Annotated in this window: 18 protein-coding genes; 14 read left to right on the top strand and 4 right to left on the bottom strand. The window is 37.1% G+C overall.

The annotated features are described in order from the left end of the window. Positions 1–234: 234 nt before the first annotated feature. The gene (locus acsn021_RS17965) at positions 235–1,407 is read right to left on the bottom strand and encodes an iron-containing alcohol dehydrogenase (RefSeq protein ID WP_184092404.1); all 1,173 of its coding nucleotides are present in this window, start codon (positions 1,405–1,407) and stop codon (positions 235–237) included. 525 nt (positions 1,408–1,932) lie between these two features. On the opposite strand from acsn021_RS17965, the gene acsn021_RS17960 reads away from it, so the two are divergent. Further along, positions 1,933–4,188: a HelD family protein gene (locus acsn021_RS17960; protein ID WP_184092403.1), complete on the top strand. Its 2,256-nt coding sequence runs from the start codon at positions 1,933–1,935 to the stop codon at positions 4,186–4,188. A gap of 9 nt (positions 4,189–4,197) precedes the next feature. Here the strand turns inward: acsn021_RS17960 and acsn021_RS17955 are convergent, their stop codons facing one another. Both acsn021_RS17955 and acsn021_RS17950 read right to left on the bottom strand, forming a co-directional pair. Further along, the gene (locus acsn021_RS17955) at positions 4,198–4,368 is read right to left on the bottom strand and encodes a hypothetical protein (RefSeq protein ID WP_184092402.1); all 171 of its coding nucleotides are present in this window, start codon (positions 4,366–4,368) and stop codon (positions 4,198–4,200) included. 43 nt (positions 4,369–4,411) lie between these two features. Then, the gene (locus acsn021_RS17950) at positions 4,412–5,683 is read right to left on the bottom strand and encodes a peptidoglycan-binding protein (RefSeq protein ID WP_184092401.1); all 1,272 of its coding nucleotides are present in this window, start codon (positions 5,681–5,683) and stop codon (positions 4,412–4,414) included. Positions 5,684–6,223: 540 nt separating this feature from the next. On the opposite strand from acsn021_RS17950, the gene abc-f reads away from it, so the two are divergent. The 5 genes from abc-f to acsn021_RS17925 all read left to right on the top strand — a co-directional run bounded on the left by abc-f (position 6,224) and on the right by acsn021_RS17925 (position 12,108). Next, on the top strand, positions 6,224–8,155 hold the full coding sequence (abc-f, locus tag acsn021_RS17945; protein ID WP_184092400.1) for a ribosomal protection-like ABC-F family protein: 1,932 nt from the start codon (positions 6,224–6,226) through the stop codon (positions 8,153–8,155). A 387-nt stretch (positions 8,156–8,542) separates the two neighbouring features. Then, on the top strand, positions 8,543–9,961 hold the full coding sequence (locus acsn021_RS17940) for a phospholipase D-like domain-containing protein (protein WP_184092399.1): 1,419 nt from the start codon (positions 8,543–8,545) through the stop codon (positions 9,959–9,961). Positions 9,962–10,156: 195 nt separating this feature from the next. Next, a complete protein-coding gene (locus acsn021_RS17935; RefSeq protein WP_184092398.1) occupies positions 10,157–10,552 on the top strand; it encodes a hypothetical protein in 396 nt (131 codons plus the stop codon). A gap of 16 nt (positions 10,553–10,568) precedes the next feature. After that, a complete protein-coding gene (locus acsn021_RS17930; protein ID WP_184092397.1) occupies positions 10,569–11,453 on the top strand; it encodes a DUF5685 family protein in 885 nt (294 codons plus the stop codon). Continuing rightward, positions 11,437–12,108, top strand: a complete 672-nt coding sequence (locus tag acsn021_RS17925; protein ID WP_184092396.1) for a DnaJ domain-containing protein — start codon at positions 11,437–11,439, stop codon at positions 12,106–12,108. Before acsn021_RS17930 ends, acsn021_RS17925 begins: the two co-directional genes overlap by 17 nt. A gap of 98 nt (positions 12,109–12,206) precedes the next feature. On the opposite strand, the gene acsn021_RS17920 is transcribed toward acsn021_RS17925, so the two are convergent. Continuing rightward, positions 12,207–12,893 (bottom strand): response regulator transcription factor, encoded by a 687-nt coding sequence (locus acsn021_RS17920; RefSeq protein ID WP_184092395.1) that lies wholly within the window; start codon positions 12,891–12,893, stop codon positions 12,207–12,209. 286 nt (positions 12,894–13,179) lie between these two features. On the opposite strand from acsn021_RS17920, the gene acsn021_RS17915 reads away from it, so the two are divergent. The 8 genes from acsn021_RS17915 to phnE (acsn021_RS17880) all read left to right on the top strand — a co-directional run bounded on the left by acsn021_RS17915 (position 13,180) and on the right by phnE (acsn021_RS17880) (position 23,143). Further along, positions 13,180–15,339, top strand: coding sequence for an ATP-binding protein (locus acsn021_RS17915; protein WP_184092394.1), 2,160 nt, complete (start codon positions 13,180–13,182; stop codon positions 15,337–15,339). Between the two features lie 127 nt (positions 15,340–15,466). Continuing rightward, the gene (locus acsn021_RS17910; RefSeq protein WP_184092393.1) at positions 15,467–17,257 is read left to right on the top strand and encodes a flavocytochrome c; all 1,791 of its coding nucleotides are present in this window, start codon (positions 15,467–15,469) and stop codon (positions 17,255–17,257) included. 216 nt (positions 17,258–17,473) lie between these two features. Next, positions 17,474–18,448: a LacI family DNA-binding transcriptional regulator gene (locus acsn021_RS17905; protein ID WP_184092392.1), complete on the top strand. Its 975-nt coding sequence runs from the start codon at positions 17,474–17,476 to the stop codon at positions 18,446–18,448. Positions 18,449–18,574: 126 nt separating this feature from the next. After that, complete coding sequence (locus acsn021_RS17900; RefSeq protein WP_184092391.1) at positions 18,575–19,417, top strand: metallophosphoesterase family protein; 843 nt, start codon at positions 18,575–18,577, stop codon at positions 19,415–19,417. A gap of 17 nt (positions 19,418–19,434) precedes the next feature. Then, on the top strand, positions 19,435–20,553 hold the full coding sequence (locus tag acsn021_RS17895) for a phosphate/phosphite/phosphonate ABC transporter substrate-binding protein (RefSeq protein ID WP_197978579.1): 1,119 nt from the start codon (positions 19,435–19,437) through the stop codon (positions 20,551–20,553). Between the two features lie 121 nt (positions 20,554–20,674). Next, complete coding sequence (phnC, locus tag acsn021_RS17890; protein WP_184092390.1) at positions 20,675–21,427, top strand: phosphonate ABC transporter ATP-binding protein; 753 nt, start codon at positions 20,675–20,677, stop codon at positions 21,425–21,427. A gap of 100 nt (positions 21,428–21,527) precedes the next feature. Further along, positions 21,528–22,322, top strand: coding sequence for a phosphonate ABC transporter, permease protein PhnE (phnE, locus tag acsn021_RS17885; protein ID WP_184092389.1), 795 nt, complete (start codon positions 21,528–21,530; stop codon positions 22,320–22,322). Positions 22,323–22,333: 11 nt separating this feature from the next. Continuing rightward, entirely contained in the window at positions 22,334–23,143 is an 810-nt protein-coding gene (gene phnE / locus acsn021_RS17880; protein WP_184092388.1) for a phosphonate ABC transporter, permease protein PhnE, read from the top strand. Positions 23,144–23,162: the final 19 nt, after the last annotated feature.

Raw genomic sequence — 23,162 nt, 5'->3', positions numbered from 1 at the left:
AACGTCTTCTTTGCATTATTGAATACATATTTCTGAGCTATCTTGTATTCAGATTTCTGTTATAATATTATTGCAAGTAATTACCTAATTATGCAATGTCAATTAGATTCTATGGTACTAAGACTGATAGAATGGGAGTCGAGCCTTAAGTTGTTAGGTTAGGATACAAAAAAGGCACTCTTCCCTAATAGAAAGAAGCGTGCCTTTAAATTATGCTAATATTTAACTATTAAACTAGAAATTAACTTCGGTTCCGTAATAAGTACAGGTTAATAATTTTTCCATCTCCTGTGGAGTAATCGGTCTTGGATTAGAACCGGTACAAGCATCGCCTACTGCCAATTCCGCAATAGCAGCAACTTTTTCTAAGAATTCTTCTTCTTTAACGCCGAATTCTTTTAAAGTCTTTGGAATACTTAACTGTACATTGTAGTCATCGATTTTTTTGCAAAGAGCGTCTACACATTCTGCGTCTGTGCCTGTTATGCCTACGCCTCTTGCAATTTCAGCATAGCGGCCCAAAGCATTTTTGGAATTATATTTAATAACGTAAGGAAGATAAATAGCATTTGCACAACCATGTGGGATATGACCGGTGGAGAATGCAGCTCCGGTTTTATGAGCCATGGAGTGAACAATACCTAATAAAGCATTAGAGAATGCCTGTCCTGCTAGACATTGTGCATAATGCATCTGTTCTCTGGCTGACATGTCGCCGTCATAGGAAGCAGGAAGATATTCGAATACCATTTGAATTGCTTTTAAGGCAAGAGGATCGGTAAAAGGGCTGTTTAAGGTTGAAACATAAGCCTCAACAGCATGCGTCAAAGCATCCATACCGGTGTGTGCTGTTAAAGTCTTAGGCATAGTTTCAGCAAGGTTAGGGTCAACGATAGCAATATCCGGTGTAATATTAAAATCAGCAAGAGGATATTTCACACCTTTTGCATAATCCGTAATAACGGAGAATGCAGTAACCTCAGTTGCAGTACCGGAAGTGGAAGGTATTGCAATGAATTTAGCTTTTTGTCTTAAGGTAGGGAAGGAGAAAGGTTTGATAATGGATTCAAAAGTAGTATCCGGATATTCATAAAATACCCACATAGCTTTTGCTGCATCAATAGGAGAACCACCGCCCATGGCAATAATCCAGTCCGGATTATATTCTCTCATAATTCTTGCGCCTTCCATAACAGTTTCAACAGATGGGTCTGGTTCAACATTTTCAAATAGCTTTGTTTCAATACCCGCTTCTGTTAAATAATTAACCACTTTATCGACAAAACCAAATTTCCTCATGGAACCGCCGCCTAAAACAAGGATGGCTTTCTTACCTTGAATATTTTTTAACTGCTCTAAAGCCCCTTTTCCGTAATACATATCTCTAGGTAATGTATACCTCATCATACTTAAATCCTCCTAAACATTTAATTTATGATTTAATCATCTACATTACCATTATAGCATTGTTAATAAATTAACACAATCGACATTTTTTACAAGGAAAGTGACATAATAACTGATTAAACTATATATTATGCTGCTTGACTTATGGAAAACTGGCATCTATATCTTGTATCTCACAGTTTTTTCGTTTTTTTTATATATTCTTCATTTAAAGTAGATAAATCATAGGTACTAAACATAGGTGATAATGTCACAAGATTCAATTAAGAATTGAGAAGATACTTGTACAAAAACTGCAGTGTGAAAGTAGAAAGTCAGATTCATGAAGATACCAGCCATAGACTTGTAAAAAAAAATCCCGGTACGAAACCGAGATTTTGCATTTTTAGGCAAACTTCATTATGCATCATAACATATTTTAAAATAAAAGTCTAGTATTTTTTTAAAATATCCATTATCATGATTAACGTGTCACTATTAATCGGACTTAAACCATTAGTTCGCAATTGCCTTATGGAGGGTATCATGGAAAATACAAAAATGGAAGATAGCCATTTGCAGAAGAAACATGAAGAACTAAGAAGTGAGTGGGAAAGAGAAGAGAACAGGTTGAAGCAAACCGTAGAAGTAATTCAATTTAACGTTGATAAGTATACGGAAGAATTAAAGACCGTACGGGCGGAAACGAAAGAACTGTATGACAACTATCGTTCCAGCAACCCAGAGCTTCATAATGACTTGGTAATCGGTCTTAGTATGCAGACGGATATTGAAAGATCTCTAAGTAAAAACCTGGCAGCCTTAAAAAAGCCATACTTTGGAAGAATTGACTATCAGGAAAAGAGCAGTATGCATTTAAGTGAGAATCATGGGAAAGGGGGAGGAGTTGAGGAAGAACAAAAAGAAGAAAGTTTTTTTTCGCTTTATATAGGGAAAAATGGTGTTAGTAAAAGCAGTACCGAAATTATTGTTATAGATTGGAGAGCACCTGTAGCCAGCGTTTATTATGACAGTGACATTGGAGAAAGCTCCTACCTATCTCCTTATAAAGACCCTATTTATATATCGCTTAATTTAAAACGTACCTTTGAGATATCAAATAGTACGCTGCTGGATTATTATGATACCGATGTGATTGCCAATGATGAATTTCTTACAAAGTATCTGGGTAAGAATAAAGAGGTGGTGTTGGGAGAAATTATAGCCACGATTCAAAAGGAGCAAAATGATATTATAAGAGATACACCCTGGCATTCAGTCATTGTACAGGGGGTAGCAGGAAGTGGTAAAACAACGGTAGCTATGCACCGTATCTCTTATATTCTTTATAATTACAAAGATAGATTGCGCTCCGATGAATTCTATATTATCGGCAGCAATAAGATGCTGTTAAATTATATTACCGGTGTACTTCCTAATCTGGATGTCTATAATATCAATCAGATGACTTTAGAGGAATTTTTACTGTCTTTGCTGGATAAGGATTTTAACTTAAAGAAAGGCAAATACACCTTAACCAACACATATACCAAAATCAGCAGTACCAAACCCGATGGGAAAGAGACGGCACTAAAGCGTTTCAAAGGCTCAATCTATTTTACCAAAGCACTGGAGTCTTATTTTGATAAATATGAACACATGCGTCTGACACCAGAGACGGTTTTATATCATGAAAAAGAAATATACACAAAAACAGAAATTTTGGAATTTTTAAAAATTTTTTATGATAAGCCTTTACAAGAAAAAATAGACCTATTAAATAAAAGATTAGTTAGTAAAGTTCGTCTTGTCAATGAAAGAGAACAGCAGGAAAAAGAGATTATAAGTATTGAAGCAAAGAAATTCAAGGAATATTTTGGTAAAAAGGCTATGAAGATAAATTTGATGGAGCTATACCATGAGTTTTTAAATAGCCTGCTTACAAAAGCAGAATACGGAGAACTCGCAGAACATATACCTGATGCAGAAGTTATCAGGCTGTTAATAGGAGGGCTGCAGCAGAAAAATATTGATATCTATGACCTGGCGATGCTTACCTATATAAAAAAGAGATTGAAGATGTCAATGGATTTTGAGTATGTCAGCCATATCATCGTAGATGAAGCGCAGGATTTTGGTGTATCGGTTTTTTATGTAATGAAGCAATTGTTTAAGGATTGTACTTATACTATAATGGGAGATATTACTCAGAATATTCATTACGATACGGGTATGAATGATTGGGAAGCCCTGAAAAATGAGGTTTTTTCTCCGATAAAGGATAAATTCTATGTATTAGCCAAGAGTTATCGTAATACAGTAGAAATCTCAAATTATGCCAGCCGGGTTTTAAAACATTGTTCCTTTAAAACCTATGATATTGAACCAATTATCCGGCATGGTAAAGAAGTGGATATTATAAGAACCGACAGAGAAGAACAGATGTTACATGAAACAGTGCGTGTCATTGATGAAAATCAAAGAGATGGTTATACAACACTTGCAATTATATGCAGAACAATTGAAGAGACCAGAAAGGTGTATGAACAGTTAAAGGATAAGGTAACTTTAGAGCCCCTGAAAGAAGATATGGAGGAAATGAACTTTTCAAATGGTATCATGGTACTTCCTATCCATATGACAAAAGGTTTGGAATTCGATAGTGTAATTCTATGGAATCCAGATGATAACAACTACGAAGCCAGCGACGGTGATGCTAAGCTTTTATATGTTGCTATTACAAGAGCATTACACGAACTCCATATCGTATATAGAGGAAATCTTGCAAAGCTGCTTAGGTAAAAAGCAAGTTTAATTAAGGGATTCTCCGTAACTAAAGAGCATTTTCTTTGTACTTTCAGAAAGAACAATGGAGAATGGAGCGGTGTTTGCGAGTATAAGCTCCCTCACACCGGCTCCTTTTGAATCAACGAATAAAGCTCTGATAAGGATTGCTCTTATTGGAATTATTAATGGCAGCAAAAGAATTTTCTTCCTGTTCAATCAATTCATGAAAGTGTTTTTACTATAAACAAATATCCCTTCCGCTTAAAATACTTCCATATTGCTGCGAGATACCATACCAGGTTGCAGCATCAATAATTCCGGTTACAGGATAATTAAATATTTCCTGAAAGCCTTTCACGGCATCCTCTGTGATTGGACCAAAGTATCCATCAGTAACTGTAACGGGAATTCTGATATAAATTCTTGATAAAATTTCAAGTTCTTCTTGAATCTGTTTTACCTCATCACCAGAAGAATTCAGCTTTATGGCATATCCTGGCCATGGATAGGGAATGCCGCGTACATCGTCGGATGAACTAATGTAAATATCACTGCCATAATATCGCTGTAAAATACCTAAAGCCTGATAACTAGCAGCACCAAGCTCTTTAGAACCCCATAGGGACATCATATTGGGGCAGTCGGTTGAAATACCGGTGCAGATTTGAGTAAGGATAGGTTGCAGTATTTCAGGCCTGGCAAGGAAATAATTAAATATATAATCAACCGCAAGGCTTATGTTTAAGTATACCGAACGTCCGTATATCCATAGCTGGTCATGGGCTGTAGAAGAGGTAATATCAAAATCATAGCCTTGGTTTCTATACCAGTTTGTATAATAGCGGTTTAAGGTAAAGGACAAGGTTGCCAGTACATTGGCATAAATGCTTTCAGAAGGCCAGGTTGCATATATTTGGCTGGAAACTACATTTTTAATATAATCTTTGAATGCAACTATATAGTTTTTCGAAGAGGAATTAGCGGGAGTTCCATCATGCACGGTTATAAAATTCGGAATAACAACGGGGTTATCTACACCTGTCTCAGCGTCGGGTTTTACGTCAGCTTCCGGAATCTTTGCTGGATAATTGCCAAAGAGTAAATGAGGCTTAATTATAATGATTTTAGAATCGGAATTCCGGTCTTCAAGTCTGGGAAGGCTGATTTTTTGAATTGCAGTTACATCTGGAAGAATTTGAACACCATCTATTAAGACTGTTTGTAGTCCCGGTGCAGAAAATACAAGAATATATTCTGAATAGGGCTGGTTTTCGGAGGGAGCCATACTGTATTTGGCAGGAGGTGCAGGCAAAACAACTTCATTAACAATACCAGAGGAGTCCGTGTCTAAGGTATGGAGAATTGTATTTGGATCTTCCTTGTGATAAATTTGTACTGTGGCGGTTTCAATGGGGCGCGAGCCTAATTCACACAATACCTTAATTTGCAATTTTCCATACGCCTGTGTTTCTTCCTGAGGTGGGTATCCATAGTTATTATTTATATCCATAGCATGCTCCCATCTTTGTCTTAATTTAAAACGGTTTTTATACAGTCTATTTATCTTTTATATATGCAAAAGGGATGAAAAAGATAACCAGACTTATATTTTTTCATATATGGTTAGCGAGAAGATAAAACTTGACGAAAGTAATAATTTGGATTATTATAAATATATATGACTAAGAAAGGATAAATTTCCATGAACACAACACTAAGATGGGCTAAATTTGAATCTATTATGATAGCATTATTTTTCGTTAAAGGGATAAGTGCGTCCAAATTTAATAGATTTGAACAAGACCATATAGGTGTTTTGGATAATTCATGTAGAGATTTGTGGAAGAGATATTGCAGTGATTAAGTGAGCCGCAGGACAAAAGAGGACAATCATTTTTACTTAGCATATATACAAATAATAAGATGATATTACCCCAAAGCTTTATGGCTTTGGGGTTTTTTGCGTCTATATGAGGTAATTACAAAATGTTAATTGCAAAGTTTCGCAATTACTAAAAATAATTAGTAGAAAGGATACAAGGGTATAACTATGATAGAACTAGGAATAAATAATTTAAAGAAGTATTATGGAGCCAGCAAAATATTTGAAAATATCAGTTTTGAGTTAAAAACAGGAGAGAGACTTGGGTTAATCGGTCAGAATGGCTGCGGTAAAACCACCCTGATGAAAGTACTTATGGGTGCGGAAGACTATCAGGAAGGGGAAATAAATATACGAAAAGGAGCCAAAATGGGTTATCTAAATCAGGTACCTGTTTATGATAACGATGTTAAAGTAATAGACGTAATCCGTATGGCTTTTGATCAGGTATATGAGTTAAGGTATAAAATGAGTACACTGGAAAAACAATTAGAAAGTTTACAGGGAGCTGCTCTTACTAAAGCGCTTAATGACTACAGTAATTACATGCAGCAATATGAACTAGAAGGTGGATATGAGCTGGAAACAAAGATTGGTAAGATTACGGAAGGCCTTAAAATTATAGAAGCTATGAAGGAAATGTATTTCAACCAGTTAAGTGGCGGGGAAAAAACAAGAGTAATTCTTGCCAAAATATTATTAGAGGAGCCTCAGATATTATTACTGGATGAACCCACGAATCATTTGGACTTAGGGGCCATAGCATGGCTGGAAGAATTTTTGAAGGAATATAAAGGTTCTGTAATCATCATATCTCATGACAGGTATTTTTTAGACAGTGTAGTGGATAAAATCGTTGAGCTTAGTCTCTCTAAAGCAAGTATTTATACAGGGAATTACAGCTATTACGTAATGGAAAAGGAACGCAGAGTATTAGAAGAGTACCGGAATTATCTGAATCAGCAAAAGAAGATTGAGCAGATGGAAAACCAGATAAAACGATACCGTATATGGGGGGAAATGCGTGACAGTGAAAAGATGTTTAAAAGGGCGAAGGAATTGGAAAGACGTCTTGAAAAGGTGGATGTACTAGATAAACCGGTTTTAGATTCCAGAAAAGTAAAATTCTCGGCAGAAATGAAGAACCGTTCCGGCAAGATTGTTCTGAAAGCAGAGAATATAAGCAAAGCTTTTGAGGAGAAAAAACTTTTTAATGACATTAATTTTACACTGTTTTATCAGGACAGTGCTTGTATACTGGGAAGCAATGGTTGCGGGAAAACCACCTTTTTAAAGATTGCCTTGGGAGAACTGCTCCCTGATACAGGCGTTATAAAGTTAGGTGCCCAGGTTAAAATCGGATATCTGCCTCAGCAAATACAATATCTAGATGAGGAACAGACTATATTAGAATATTTTGCAGGGCTGCATAATATTACTTACGAAGCAGCCAGAGGGCAGCTAGCAAGAGTATTGTTTTTTAAAGATGATGTTAATAAAAAAATAAAATATCTGTCCGGTGGTGAAAAAAGCAGATTAAAGCTATGTTCTCTAACCTTTGAGAAAGTTAATTTTATGATATTGGATGAGCCAACGAATCATCTGGACATTGATTCCAGAGAAGTTCTTGAAGAAATGCTTTTAGAGTATGAAGGTACCTTATTGTTTGTTTCCCATGACCGTTACTTTATCAATAAGGTAGCGGACAGGATGATTGAAATAAAAGAGCAGGCAATGAAAATATATCAAGGAGATTATAACTATTATCTGGAGGAAAGTCTAAAGGAAGAAAGAGAGAATCCTAAAAAAGAAGGGGTAAATGGAACGCAAAAAGGAGAGAAGAATTGTATAAATAAAAACGTAGTAATTAAACAGGAACAACACAAAGATGAAAATAGTAAAAAAAAGAAAAGAAATGAAAAAAAGCTAGAATTAATAGAACAGGCAATAGTTGATTTAGAAGTTAAACTAAAAGATTTGGAGGAAGTCATGGAAGTGCACAACTCTGAGGCAGAGTACTTAAAAGAGTTATTTTTTGAAAAGGAACGATTTAAGCAGGAATTGGAAAAAGCTTATCAACAGTGGGAAGAGATATTTTAAGTGTATTCCTGCAACCGAGTTAATGACAAGGTTGCTATGTCTCTAAAAACTGGTGGAAGGCTCAACGTGTTATTGAGAATATGCTGTTATTTAAAAAATTTTGATTTGCTAGAGAGATAGAAGATATATTTAATAAGAAACAGGCTGAAATTAGGAAATGGTAGACTGCTGCTTTCAGCCTGTTTTTTGATATATGGCCTATCTACTTTTTATAATTATAAACTTATTAAAAACAAAACCTTACATATATTAAAAGTAAATAAACAATTAGTCCTAAGCATTGACAATAGGAATTTCAGGCGGTATTTTTGTTATGTACAATAAAATGAAGAAATAAGATAAGTTACCCATTTTTATAACATAATAGAGATTTAATTTGGGGGATAAATGAAAAAGAAGATTAAGATAATAGTAGTACTTTTTTTATTATATGTCCTAGTTGGGGCCCTTTTGCCATTTACCTTTCATCCGGAAGTTAGTCAGGAGATAAAGGATGAATATAACAGAGAAGATTATTATGGCAGTAATGCGGAGGGCTACTATAGGGCAGCAGTAATAGAAAGCAACAAAGAGGCTTTGGATATAAGGCTGCAAATGTTTGATAAGGCTAGGGAACGGATTATATTTTCCACCTTTGATATACGTGCAGGCAAGAGTACTACAGATATATTTTCTGCACTGTTAGCTGCAGCAGACAGAGGCGTTAAGGTAGAAATATTAGTGGATGGCCTTTTCGGGGGAGTACACATGGGAACAAATTCCATATTTTATGCAGCAGGCAGCCATCCTAACATTGAAATTCGCTTTTATAATATACCGAATGTCTTAAAACCCTGGACAATGAACGGAAGGTTGCATGACAAGTACATTCTGGTGGATGATTCCCTCCTGTTACTTGGCGGCAGGAACACCTTTGATTACTTTTTGGGGGATACGGTAAAAGGCGGAAGCTATGACAGGGAAGTACTGGTTACAGAGGAATCAACAAGACGGCAGGAGGCTGGTGTAATGCAGGAAATGCTTCTATATTTTGAGGAAGTATGGAATTCAAAATACTGCAAAACGGCATATAATTCCACTCCTTTTTGGAAAGGGGATATCACACCTGTCAAGGAAGAACTGGCAATACATTATCAAAACCTAAAGGCAGAACAACAAGAATTATCAGAAGCAGAGACTGATTTTACAGCAAGGACAGTACCTATACAAAACGCAACTTTAATTTCGAATCCCTCCCACATATTGTCTAAGGAGCCGGTAGTATGGTTCCAGCTGATGGAGCTTATAAAAGGTGCTGAACAGGGAGCCTATATACAGACACCCTATGCAGTGTTCAGTAAAGCTATGTACCGGGATTTGGAACAGGCGGTCAAGGCACAGGGTAATATAATCATGCAGATTAATGCTCCGGCAGCGGGAGATAACTTTGTGGCTTCTGCCGATTACTTATTTAATAAAAAGAAATTATATAAAACAGGGGTTAAGGTGTATGAGTTTCAGGGGAATCATTCCTCCCATGGTAAATCCATGTTGATTGACAATGATTTATCTGTGATAGGTTCCTTTAATCTGGATATGCGAAGTGCTTATATTGATACAGAAGTAGCGCTGGTTATCCATGGAGAGGCATTTAATAGGCTTCTTAAGGAGGAGATAAACAAGCTTCATGAAAGTTCGATAGCAGTGGATAGTAATGGTACGTATGAGGTGAATTCTCAGGTAAAGCCGGCTGTAATGCCCCTTTACAAAAAACTGTTATTAAAATTAAGCTCCATACTGTTTCAATTATTCCGGTTTTTAATTTAGGCAGTAAAAATAGGAAACTAAGTATTTTATTAAAAATTGCAAAATTGTGAAACGTAAGTTTTATGCGATGGAGCAATTGACTGAAAAAAATAAAGAAGAAAGGATAGCCACCAAAATAGCTTTCTGCTGTTTATGGTGGCAGTAACTATAAGCTTAAATTATATTTACAAGCAGTAGTTACTAATGGTATTCTAAATGAGAGAGAAATTAGCAAGATTTATGATGGGCAGATATGGAAGTGACCAATTAGGCCAGTTTATTGTAGGGGTTTCTATAGCTACCATGGTTTTATCATTGATTTTCAGAGGACCGGTACTGCAAATTTTGGTAGTACTTTTGCTTACACTTAGTTATTTTCGTATGCTTTCTAAGGATATTAGCAAAAGATATGCAGAGAATCAAAAGTTTTTGACTATAAAGGGCAGGTTCTTTGGGTATTTCAAAAACTGGAAAGCAAGAAACCAACAAAGAAAGACCTATCATATCTATTCCTGCCCTACTTGTAAACAGAAGATTCGCATACCAAAGGGAAAAGGTAAAATATGTATAACCTGCCCTAAGTGTAAAGCAGAATTTATAAAGAAAAGCTAAGGCTTAGGAGGCTTTCATGTTTGGTTATATTACCATTCACAAACCGGAACTAAAAATGAAGGATTATAATAAATACAGAGCTTATTATTGTGGCTTATGCAGACAGTTGAAGATGCAGCATGGTTTCAAAGGACAATTTACATTAAGCTATGACATGACTTTTTTAATGATACTTTTAACCGGATTATATGAACCGGAAGAAGTTACGGAAACTTTTCGCTGTCCGGCTCATCCGGGGACGAAGGAACAGCGGATATTAAATATTTTCGGTAAATATTGTGCGGATATGAACCTTCTGCTTACTTATTTTAATTTGTTGGACAACTGGAAAGATGAAAAAAAGCTTGTTAGTCTGACCGGTGCCAGGCTTTTAGCAGGGCAGGTAAAAAAGATAAAAAAGGAATATCCCAGGCAAACAAAAGCAGTTGTAACTTATCTGAAAAAATTAGAGCAATGTGAAACAACGGTCGAGAGTAACCTTGACATGGCAGCGGGTTATACGGGTGAAATGCTGGGAGAGCTCTTTGTCTTTAAAGAAGATGAGTGGGCGGATACCTTAAGAAAGATAGGATTTTTCTTAGGTAAATTCATCTATTTAATGGATGCTTATGAAGATATGGAAAAGGATGATAAAAAGAAAAGTTATAATCCACTTCTACTGTATCTGAATCAGAAAAAGAAAGACAATTATACGATGGATGCAGAGGAAGAACTAGAGTCAGATATGCAACGTATTTTAAAACTTATGATGGCGGAATGCTCAGGAGCCTTTGAAAGGCTGCCTATTTTATATAATGCAGAAATTCTACGCAATATTTTATATGCCGGGGTATGGACTAAGTTCGATATAGTTCATTCAAAAAGAGGAAAGCAGGAGAAAAATAATGTTAGACCCATATAAGGTTTTAGGTGTATCGCAGAGTGCATCAAACGATGAGATTAAGAAAGCATACCGAAAGTTAAGCCGTATGTATCATCCGGATGCCAATGTGAATAATCCAAGCAAAGATAAGGCGGAAGAAAAATTTAAAGAGATACAGCAGGCCTATGACCAAATTATAAGGGAAAGAGAAAATGGCGGTTCAGGTTATGGTTCCCAGGGAACTTATGGTACCGGTAGTAAAGGGGATAACCCTTTTGGATATGGTCCCTTTGGTTATGGTTCTTATGGAGGGGGATATCGTCAGAATCATTCCAGTGAACCTCTTGAATTGCAGGCTGCCATGAATTATATTAGATCCGGGTATTATAGGGAGGCCTTAAATGCCCTATCAAATGTGGCGGATAAGTCAGCAAGATGGTATTACTATAGTGCTATAGCCAATGCCGGTCTTGGTAATAATATCAATGCTTTAAATGATGCAAAACAGGCTGTTGCTATGGAGCCTAGAAATACAGAATATCAGTTGTTCTTATCAAGGCTAAATTCCGGCGGGCAATGGTACAGTACTATGGGAACGGGGTACGGAAGAGAACCGGGTGGTTCAGTGGACTCCTGCTCAAAATTATGCTGGCTGTTCATGTTTTGCAACTGCTGCTGCATGAGGCCATGTTAGTAAATCTCATGTTTTAGTCAAAAATTCTTTAAGGAAGAAAATATTTAATTATTTACGAGAAGTTTAAAGAATGAATTTTAAAAGGAATCGGTTACCTGTTAACAATCAAACTGGTAACCGATTCCCCAGATTGTTTTCAAATAATAGGGTTGTTTCGGGTTATCCTCAATTTTGCTTCGTATACGTTTTATGTAAACCATAATAGTATTATCATCAATTACGTGGTGATTCCATATTTTCTGGTAAAGCTGTTCCTTCGTAAAAACTTGTTTTGGATTCTCCAAAAAGAATTTGAAAAGGGTCAGCTCTTTGGCAGTCATAGGAATTGCGACGTCATTTTTATACACCTTGAAAGTAGAGTGACAGAAGGAAAAGGGGCCAAGACTTATGTCATGGATGGTTTTATTGCAGTAGGTATTATTTCTTCGCATAAGTGCCTTAGATTTTGAAATTAATAGTGCGATGCTAAATGGTTTCGTTATATAATCATCTGCTCCAAGTCCAAGTCCAAGTATCTTATTGTATTCCTCTGTTTTGCCACTTAAAAGAATGATAGGAGTATGTATCTGTGAAGTACGAATCGTTCGGATTACCTCAAAACCATCCATATCTGGCATCAAAATATCCAGTAAAATCAAATCATATGTATATTTTTGTACGAGAGATATCGCTTCAAAGCCTCCAGAAGCTACGGAAACCTCCATATTCTCACTTCTATAGGCTGCTTTGATTGCGTTTTGTACAATTTTTTCATCATCAACAATTAAAATACGTTCACCTGCCATAAAATCAAAATCTCCTTATACTATCTGATAGAATTCAAGTGTCAAAAGCCTGACAGAATAATAACATTATTTTATACTTAATTTTATTATAGCCACTGACAAACTGTTTGTCATCTCTTATTTTTACATAGTTCTACATATATGTTATACTAAGGTGTATCTGAAAACGCATTGTGTCGTTTTAAGTACTCTGCTTGAGGCATACCTTGTCTAAACAAATGAAAGCGCATACAACAGAACAAGCAGTTATCAGACACCCTAGATATATAGAAAGCAGGAATAAATAATGTTAAAAGATTTACCTGGCAGTAAACTATGGAAGATTTTATTCATAACAATACTTGGAGTAACATTAATAACAGCATCTGTTATTATGACCTTTAACAGCCATAAAAACGAGATAATAAACCAGCAAAAGGAGCAAATTATAACAAATGCCGAGACGGCTTCCAGGAGTCTTCAAACTTTTTTTATAGAAAAATGTCATGGGATGGATTTGTATTTTAACAGTATAGTATTCAATATTGAGAATAGCGAAATCTTAAAAACACAAATGAAGGATATTTTGGAGCAATATTATCAGAAAGAAAAGGAATACATACATAACCTTAGTTTTATAACTGCGGAGAAGGGAAAGGAACTGTTAGATACGTTATCACAAAATTCCAATAATACCTTTTGTAGTAACTATGAATATCAGCCAGAAGGTTTTTTTGTACTTTACCTGATTAAACCCCTGTATATAGAAAAGGAATTTATAGGTATTATTAAGGCAGGTATCAATTTAAATAAAGTATATGATAAGATTTTATATCCGGTGCAAGTAGGTGATAAGGGATATTGCACAGTAAAAGACCAAAACGGAATTATTCTCATGCACGGAACGAAAAGCCAGATTGGAATAAATTCCAAAGAAGACCGAAAAAAATTACATCCTGAACTGGACCCGAAAGGGGTGGATCAGTTGGTGGAAAATCAGATAGGCGGGAAATCGGGAAGTGATATTGTTAATTCTTATTGGTGGGATAATGTTGAGGCCGGAAAGGTTAAAAAAATTATTGGATACACCCCTGTTTCTGTAGTGGAGAATTATTGGGTAGTCAGTGTTATCATGGAATATGCCCAGATAGCTGGGATACTGCATCGTACGCTTGGGATAACTTTATTGGTAGGTTTAGTTCTTGTATTGTTTTTTGGTACTTTAATATATTATGTAACGAAGGAATTGAAAAGTTCCAGATATATGCAGAAAGAGTGGATGTATGAGCGGGAATTAAGTGAAGCTGTATACCAACTTAGAAAACAGGAAGAAAAAGTGCAGCAATATGACAGGCTGCAAACTATGGGAATTTTAACCGGTACCATTGCCCATGAATTTAATAATCTTATGACGCCGATTCTGATTTACTGCGAACTATTACTTCAAGGTATCAATAACGTAAGTGAGAGGCAGGAGGCAGTCTCGGAAATAGCCGCCGCTGCAAAACGTTGTACGGAACTATCCAGACAATTGCTAGACTATGGGAGAACTGAAAATATCGAAGCCAAAATGCTGGTATTTGATGCGGCTGCGGCTATAAAAAGCACCCTAAAAATGACGGAGAAGTTAATTCCCAAAGAGGTTCGTCTGGTACCGTTTATCAGTACAAAACCGGTACGGATTTTGGGTAATCAGGGAACTTTAAATCAAATAATTATAAATCTTTGTACCAATGCCTATCAAGCGATGAGAAATACCGGAGGAGAAATACAGATAGTATTAGAAAACAGACAGGATACAGCACTTCTTATCATAAAGGATACCGGCTGCGGTATGGATGAAGAGGTACTAAGTAATATATTCGAGCCCTTTTTTACAACAAAAATGCCGGGTGAGGGGACGGGACTTGGTTTGCCAGTGGTGCATAGACTGGTGAGTAAAATGAAAGGAGTGATAACGGTAGAAAGTGAATTAGGGCAAGGGACAACCTTTACGATTACCTTTCCGATTGTAGCCGTTAGTGAGGGTCAGGAAAACAGTAAAGGAACAAAACAAGAGTATATTATAGCAAGGAATCGGAGAGTCATGATTCTTGATGACAAGAAAGAAATTGTAAAGTCCATCGCTAGGGGATTGGAAAAAATAAATTGGACAACAGAAGGTTACACCAACCCAGTTAAGGCATATGCACATCTGAAGGAGAACTCAGAGAAAATTGATATTCTTTTAACAGATTACTCCATGCCAATTATCAACGGACTAGAGTTGTCCACAGTAATTAAGAAGCTGAATCCTAACATTAGAATAATTGTAATGACCGGTTACTTAGAAAAAGACTTAGAGACATATATAGAAAAAGGAATTATTGATGCGTATGTAATAAAACCGGTATCAGTAAAGGAGATTGTTGAAACGGCAAATAAACTCTACAGCGACAATAATTATGACTTAATATTAAGAAATTAGTCAGATTTTATCCAGATTTTTTTATTATAATAGATAATGTGACAGTGTCATAACTACTTGCAGATATGACATGTAGTATAAACTAGAGTGATAAAAAAATATCAAAGTAGTAAGGAGAGCATTAACTATGAAAAAACTATTTTCGTTGGTTCTGGTGCTGATACTTGTATTCTCTCTTTCCGCATGTGGGAAAAAAGAGCAAACAACCGGAACAGAGCAAGGTCAATCGACAAATGAGGAAGCGGGGGCATCCGAAGGGAAATTTAAACCGGGTACATATGAAGGAACGGCAAAAGGTTTCGGCGGTGATGTTGTAGCTACCGTTGTATTATCAGCCGATAAGATGGATGAAATAACAGTTGTAGGTGACAGTGAAACAGAGGGAATTGGTTCTGTTGCAATTGAAACGCTTCCATCTCTTATGGTGGAGAAACAAACAGTTGAAGTTGACACTGTATCAAGTGCGACAGTGACCAGTAATGCAGTTATCGAAGCGGTTACTAAGGCTTTGGAAAGTGCTGGAGTTGATATTTCAACTTTATCCGCTGTAGAAACGAAAGCAGTTGAGAAAAAAGAAGAGACTCTTGATGTAGATGTAGTAGTAATTGGTGCCGGCGGAGCTGGTATGACTGCCGCAATTGAACTCAAAAAAGCAGGTGTTAATGTTATTATTGTAGAAAAAATGCCAATGGTTGGGGGAAATACAATCAAAGCAACCGGTGGTATGAATGCAGCCGAAACTTCCGTTCAGGCAGAGCTTGGAATAGAAGATACGATAGAGCAATTTATTGAAGATACCATGACGGGTGGCTATAACGTAAACAATAAAGAATTAGTTACAGTTATGGCTCAGAATTCAGCAGATGCAATTGACTGGTTAGCATCCATTGGAGCACCGCTTCCTGAGGTTTCTTTTTCCGGCGGTGCAACGAATAAACGTATTCACAGACCAGAAGGCGGCGCAGGTGTTGGTGCTTACTTAGTAGAAAAGTTTAATCAGAATCTGGACGATTTAGGAATTCAGGTGATGCTTAATACAACTGCAACTGAAATTACATCAGAAAATAATATAGTTACCGGAATAAAAGCAGAAGGTAAAGAAGTAAATTATACAATTCATGCAAAGGCTGTAATACTTGCCACTGGTGGCTTTGGAGCCAATGAAGAACTTTACACAAAATATAAACCAGAGTTAAAGGGATATGTTACAACGAATACTCCAGGTGCTACCGGAGACGGTATCGTAATGGCGGAAGCTATTGGGGCAAATTTGGTGGACATTGAACAGATTCAGACACATCCGACGGTAGAACAGACAACAAGCATCATGATAACAGAATCCGTCCGTGGCGGCGGTGCAATATTAGTAAATCAGGAAGGAAAAAGATTTACAGATGAATTGTTAACCAGAGATGTGGTTTCGGATGCTATTGTAAAACAGGAAGGAAGCTATTCCTATATTATCTTTGACCAACTATTGCGCGATAATTTAAGTGCAATTGAAAAATATGTGGAAAATAATATTACTGTACAGGGTGCTACTATCGAAGAATTAGCAAATCAGATTGGTGTTGATGCTACAACACTAGCTAATACATTAGATACCTGGAATAATGCAGTAGCGGCAAAAGACGACAAAGAATTTGGAAGAAATACAGGAATGGATAATAATATTACACAAGGACCATTTTATGCGATAAAAGTGGCACCTGGTGTACATCATACCATGGGTGGGGTTGAAATCAACACAAATGCAGAAGTAATAGCTACAACCGGGACTCCAATTGCAGGCTTATTTGCTGCTGGCGAAATAACCGGAGGTGTTCACGGAGCAAATCGTATTGGAGGTAATGCAGTAGCAGATATTGTAGTATTTGGACGTGTTGCGGCAGCCTCAGCATTGGAATATGTGAAATAAAAATTAGATAATACAAGTAAAGTTTTAGTAGAAATCATTACCGTATTAAGATAAAAACCGTAGAGTTAAGAAGTCTCGTCCTGAAATCATTGTTATATTAAGTTTCAGGACGGATTTTTTTTATTTAAAAAGTTTTACTAAAACTTTACTAAAAATTGTGGAACTTTAAAAAAAGTTATGTTATAGTAATTTTCAGAAACGGGAGGTATGTTACATATGGCAACGATTAAAGAGATAGCCCAGAAGGCAAATGTGTCAATGGCTACAGTATCCAGAGTCTTAAATCTGGATGATACGATGGCAGTCAGTCAAGACACCAGACGTCTAATACTTGAGATTGCACATCATTTGGGTTATGTTCCGCCAAAGCAAAGGAAAGCGAATACCAAAAAAAGCGCAGTTATCGGCGTAGCGGACTGGAAGATTATTCAAGAAGGGTGGTCAAATTTCCGATTGGCAACCTTAGGTTACATGGCTCAGACTATTACCCAGGAGATTGATGTTAATTTTGTTCGTCTTACCAGCCATTATGAAGGTAAAGTAGATGGAATTATCGCCTTTGGTGCTTTTACTTTAGAAGAGCTGGACTTTTTACATAGTTTATCTTACCATATTGTTTTTGTAAATTCAGAGCGGGAAGGTTACCAGCATGACCAGATTTTAATAGATTTTAATCTGGGAATGGAGCAGTTAGTGAATTATCTGGTAAAGGAAAAAGAGTATAAAGCCGTCGGATATATTGGTGGGGTTTATGAGAATACGAATGTTCGAATCGGTTATCACAGACTGGAAGCTTTGACGCATTATTTAAAACAATTTAACTGCTATCAGCCAGACAATATTCTGGTAGGAGATTTATCTTCTGAAAGCGGGTATAACCTTACAAAACAGATTTTAGATTCAGGAAACCTTCCGGATGCATTATTACTTGGGAATGATGCAGTAGCAGAAGGAGCACTATTAGCCTTGAATGAAGCAGGGCTTAGTATACCGGAAGATTTGGGGATTGTGATCTATAATGATATCGAAACATTAAAACCCAATCATCCTACGTATACCTGTATAAAAATGTATCCTGATTTTGTGTGGCAGACAGCCATTGAATTACTCATTGAAAGAATTCTAAACAGGCGCAGCCAGACAATGAAAATTATTATACCTACTAGACTTTCTGTAGGAGAGAGCACTTAAAAACTATTTCACACCCTGATTTATGGCCGTGCCGCATCTGCATACAGATGTGGCATGGGAGCTAGGTTGATAAAAGCGATTCAACCCCCTTAATTTCGTAAACTAAGTACACAGATGGGAGCTATTATGAATACAATTCGTTTTATACATATGTCTGATATACATTATAGAAAAGAATACAAGAACAGCGGTTTTGAAGCACTAATCTCTGCTAAACAACATCCGGAAGTAAATATTATCAAGTGTATTCAGGAAGAAAAGAAGCAGGGGCTTGATTTTGTATTAATTACCGGTGATTTGACCCATGAAGGAGAGCGTTCTGATTATCAGGCTCTGGCAAGGCTGTTAGAGGATCAATTAGGTGATATTCCATACATTCTATTACCCGGAAATCATGATAAAAGAAAAGCATATCAAGCAGTATTTTCAACACAAGCATCTACCCTAGCTGAAACATATACATTAGCTGAAACATCTACGATAGATGCCGTTTACAATATAAAGGGGTTGCGTATTATAACCCTTGATTCCGGCTATTGTATTAACGGAATCATTCATAATCAACAACTTCATTGGCTGAAAGAAATACTTTCTAAGCCATCAAAATTAGGTACACTTCTTGCGCTGCACCATCCACTGATACCCAATCAGGAGGGACTAGAATGTGCAGCTTTCGATAAAGAATTGTGTGAAATTATTAAAAACAGTGATATTCTTGGTATTTTTTGTGGACATACCCATCACAATTACCTGTCACAGTTTGCAGGTAAACCCTATTTCACATCGGATTCTATTGCTTTTTCCATGACAACCATAGATGATGTATTACAATTTGAGAATCAAGCAGCTTATAATCTCGTTACGCTTAGTGACGGCATCCTATCCGCGCAAGTCAGGCAGGTAATACCAGCAATTGATGTGATTGCCAGCTTTACTTCAGATAAACTATCACAATTATTCAGTAAATGAAAGAGAGGAATCAAAAAATGAAAAAAAGTAGTATCGTAAAAAGGCTGGGAGCTATATTTTTAGCCGGTATGATGGTTGTGGGGATGACAGCATGTTCTTCTAACACCAAAGAGACCAAAACTAATGCAGAAGCAACCGGAACACCGAAAGCAAGCCAGACAGAAGCTGAGGGACAAGAGGCAGAAAAAGTAAGTATTGATAAATTAAATGTATACTTCGTACCGTCTAGAGAGCCGGATGAAATAGTTACTGCCACAGAACCTTTAAAGGGACTTTTAAAAGAGGAACTGGCAAAAGAAGGCTATGAAGTAGGAGAAGTTGTAATTACGGTCGGAACCAGCTATGAAGCGGTTGGAGAGGCACTTTCTGCAGGTACTGCTGATATTGGTCTGATTCCTGGGGGAACATACGTACTATATGATGATGGTGCAGAAGTTGTACTTACAGCGACCCGTGCAGGACTAAGCAAAGACTTTGATAATGCAAAAGACTGGAATGACAAAACAGCCACCGAAGGTACTGACAAACAGGCTAATTCATACCGTTCCCTAATCATAGCAGGCCCTTCTGAAAAAGGACAGGCATTAGCAGCTAAGGTAAATAGCGGTGAAGAACTGACTTGGGAGGACTTAGCAGGCGCAAGTTTTAGCGTAATGTCTTCTTCTTCCCCTGCCGGATATATCTATCCTTCTCTATGGTTACAGGAACATTTCGGCAAAAATATTACAGACCTGCCAAGCGCGGTTCAGTCTGATTCCTACGGTAGTGCCTTTGCACGTCTTGCTACCGGAGAAATTGATGTTCTTCTTACTTATGCAGATGCACGCCGTGATTATGTAGAAAAATGGAATAGTGAATATGCAAGAACTGGTTCTATCTGGGAAGAAACAGCAGTTATCGGTGTTACTGCTCCTATCTATAACGATACTGTAAGCGTAAGTAATAATTCCAAGAATATGGATGATAGTTTAAAAGCAGCCATTCAAAATGCATTCATTAACATTGCGAATACAGAAGAAGGAAAACAAGTAATCTCTATCTACAGTCACGAAGGTTATCAAGTTGCCAGCCCAACTGATTATGATAATGAACGTGCTGCCCAGAAGTTAATTCAGGAATTAAATTCAGGTAATTAATGTTCAAAGCCCCAAGGGCTATGTAAGCTTTTTTATAAACCTGGTGCTGCAAATACCCCAATATAACCGGAAAATACTTTGCAGCACCCTGTTTCATGTTGTTCATAAACGGAGGTTTAAAATGATAGTATTTGAACATGTTGATAAAACCTATGCCAATGGTTATAAGGCACTAAAAGATGTATCCCTTTCGATCGAACAGGGAGAATTCGTTGCGATAATCGGGCTTTCCGGTGCAGGAAAGTCTACACTTATCCGTACCATTAACCGAATGCATGATATTACGGCAGGAAAATTGACAGTAGACGGAGTAGAGGTGAATTCCCTAAGAGGGAAAGCCTTGCAAAAATTTAGAAGAAACATCGGGATGATATTCCAATCCTTTAATTTAGTTACCCGTACGACCGTCATAAAAAATGTATTGGCAGCAAAAGTGCCGGAACTTCCGTTGTGGAGGGTTATATTTGGGATATTTCCGGAAAAAGACTGTCTGGAGGCATTGGAGGCGTTGGACAAGGTAGGCATACTGGATAAGGCCTATACCCGGGTGGACCAGTTGTCAGGAGGACAGCAGCAAAGGGTTGCCTTAGCAAGAACCCTGGCACAGAATCCTGGAATTATTCTGGCAGATGAACCGGTAGCATCCTTAGATCCCGTAACGGCCAAACAGGTTATGCAGGATTTTAAAAGAATAAATCAAGAACTAAAAATATCAGTGCTTATCAACATACACCACGTAGACTTAGCACTCCAATATGCTGACCGTGTAATTGGAATCTCCGGCGGTAAGATTGTATATGACGGCAGTGCCGAAAGTGTAACAAAGGATGTACTGGATGAAATATATGGCGGCAAGCTGGAGGAAGCAGTTTGAAAGTAAAAAAAAGTAAGAAGGTGTATCAGTTGATAAGACTGAATAGCGTTTGTCTCTGCCTATGGAACAAACAAATACGAACACAGACGGGAGTGAACCTATGAAGCAATTTAAACTCTCCAATGGAAAGACTATAGTAAAGCCCCGTTCCTATGCAGTACCTGCTTTTCTGTTATTTTCCATCTTTTTATTGCTGTCAGTAAAGGTAACAGGTTTTAACTTTCATACACTGGCTGAAAATGGAAATAAGTTTTTTGATATATTAAAGATGATGATTCCTCCAAAATTCACCTATATGCCAAGAGTGTGGAAACCCTTGCTGGATACGGTAAAAATGTCCTTATTAGGCTCTGTAGTTGGATCTATGTTAGCCATACCTTTTGCAATCGGAGCATCTACCAATATTGTGAAAAACAAGATTATTATTTCGGCTATCCGGTTATTTATAAGTATTGTAAGAACCTTACCGACTTTGGTTACAGCGTTAATTGCAACCTATGCTTTCGGGTTTGGAACTCTGGCAGGTACTATAGCAATCGCAGTATTTACGTTTGCCTATGTAGGTAAATTATTATATGAACAGATTGAAACAGTGGATATGGGAGCTTTTGAAGCAATGGAGGCAATGGGAGCAGGACGTTTTAGAGCATTTTTAAGTGCTATCTGTCCCCAGATTATGCCGGGATACCTGTCGAACTGCCTGTTTTGCTTTGAAGGAAATGTAAGATATGCTTCTATCCTTGGATATGTAGGGGCAGGAGGTCTTGGACTGATACTGCAAGAGAAGATAGGTTGGCGCGAGTATGACAACGTAGGAATGATACTTCTCATGCTTTTTGTTACTGTACTACTTATTGAAGGCATCAGTCATTTTATCCGAAGTAAGCTTTCTTAAGGAGGAATAGCATGGAATCATATATACGACAACAATATGAGCAAAGACCCAAAAAATGGCTGTTACAGCTGGTAACAGTATTGATAGTAATCATGCTGTTGGTTTGGTCAGGGTCAATGCTTGAGTTAAACGGGGTAAAACAAAATGGTATCCAGGTTGCTAAAAATATCCTGAAAGGAATCCTGCATCCAGATACAAAACTACTTTTTAATTTTACCAAAGCAGGAGTAGCATACCTTTTATTTGAAACAATATGTATTGCATTTTTAGGAACCATAGTAGGTGCAATATTGGCTATTCCTTTTTCATTTCTGTCAGCTTTTAATATTGTACCCGCACCCATTGCCCTGATAGGCCGTTTTATTATTATGGCTGTGAGAACCATACCGGCTTTTGTATATGGGCTTATGTTTATCAGGGTTACAGGGCCCGGGCCTTTTGCCGGCTTACTGACAATTTCGGTGTGCTCTATTGGTATGCTCTCAAAGATGTATATTGAGACGCTGGAGGATTTGGATATGAGAATACTAGAATCCTTAGATGCAGCAGGGTTAAATACGTTTCAAAAAATCAGATATGGTATACTGCCTCAGTTGATTCCTAATTTCTTATCCATTGCCTTATATCGTTTTGATATGAATCTTAGAGATGCGGCAGTATTAGGTTTAGTTGCAGCAGGTGGTATCGGAGCCCCTCTTATCTTTGCCATGAATTCTTACCGCTGGAATGAAGTAGGAGCGATTTTAACCGGTTTAATTCTATTGGTTTTAATAATTGAAGTTATTTCCACAAAAATCCGTGTGAAGCTGACAAGAGGGTAACTTAAAGCTCGGGGACATT

This window comes from Anaerocolumna cellulosilytica (genome assembly GCF_014218335.1).
Taxonomy (GTDB): Bacteria; Bacillota; Clostridia; order Lachnospirales; family Lachnospiraceae; genus Anaerocolumna; species Anaerocolumna cellulosilytica.
The sequence above is the reverse complement of the archived record's forward strand: the minus strand, read 5'-3'. Positions and strand labels throughout refer to the sequence as shown.

Coding starts and splice junctions, on each gene's coding strand:
- acsn021_RS17895 (WP_197978579.1), top strand. CDS start 19,435: ATGAAAAAAAGTAGTATCGTAAAAAGGCTGGGAGCTATATTTTTAGCC.
- acsn021_RS17940 (WP_184092399.1), top strand. CDS start 8,543: ATGAAAAAGAAGATTAAGATAATAGTAGTACTTTTTTTATTATATGTC.
- phnE (WP_184092389.1), top strand. CDS start 21,528: ATGAAGCAATTTAAACTCTCCAATGGAAAGACTATAGTAAAGCCCCGT.
- acsn021_RS17965 (WP_184092404.1), bottom strand. CDS start 1,407: ATGATGAGGTATACATTACCTAGAGATATGTATTACGGAAAAGGGGCT.
- acsn021_RS17920 (WP_184092395.1), bottom strand. CDS start 12,893: ATGGCAGGTGAACGTATTTTAATTGTTGATGATGAAAAAATTGTACAA.
- acsn021_RS17910 (WP_184092393.1), top strand. CDS start 15,467: ATGAAAAAACTATTTTCGTTGGTTCTGGTGCTGATACTTGTATTCTCT.
- phnE (WP_184092388.1), top strand. CDS start 22,334: ATGGAATCATATATACGACAACAATATGAGCAAAGACCCAAAAAATGG.
- acsn021_RS17950 (WP_184092401.1), bottom strand. CDS start 5,683: ATGGATATAAATAATAACTATGGATACCCACCTCAGGAAGAAACACAG.
- acsn021_RS17935 (WP_184092398.1), top strand. CDS start 10,157: ATGAGAGAGAAATTAGCAAGATTTATGATGGGCAGATATGGAAGTGAC.
- abc-f (WP_184092400.1), top strand. CDS start 6,224: ATGATAGAACTAGGAATAAATAATTTAAAGAAGTATTATGGAGCCAGC.
- acsn021_RS17915 (WP_184092394.1), top strand. CDS start 13,180: ATGTTAAAAGATTTACCTGGCAGTAAACTATGGAAGATTTTATTCATA.
- acsn021_RS17925 (WP_184092396.1), top strand. CDS start 11,437: ATGTTAGACCCATATAAGGTTTTAGGTGTATCGCAGAGTGCATCAAAC.
- acsn021_RS17905 (WP_184092392.1), top strand. CDS start 17,474: ATGGCAACGATTAAAGAGATAGCCCAGAAGGCAAATGTGTCAATGGCT.
- phnC (WP_184092390.1), top strand. CDS start 20,675: ATGATAGTATTTGAACATGTTGATAAAACCTATGCCAATGGTTATAAG.
- acsn021_RS17930 (WP_184092397.1), top strand. CDS start 10,569: ATGTTTGGTTATATTACCATTCACAAACCGGAACTAAAAATGAAGGAT.
- acsn021_RS17900 (WP_184092391.1), top strand. CDS start 18,575: ATGAATACAATTCGTTTTATACATATGTCTGATATACATTATAGAAAA.
- acsn021_RS17960 (WP_184092403.1), top strand. CDS start 1,933: ATGGAAAATACAAAAATGGAAGATAGCCATTTGCAGAAGAAACATGAA.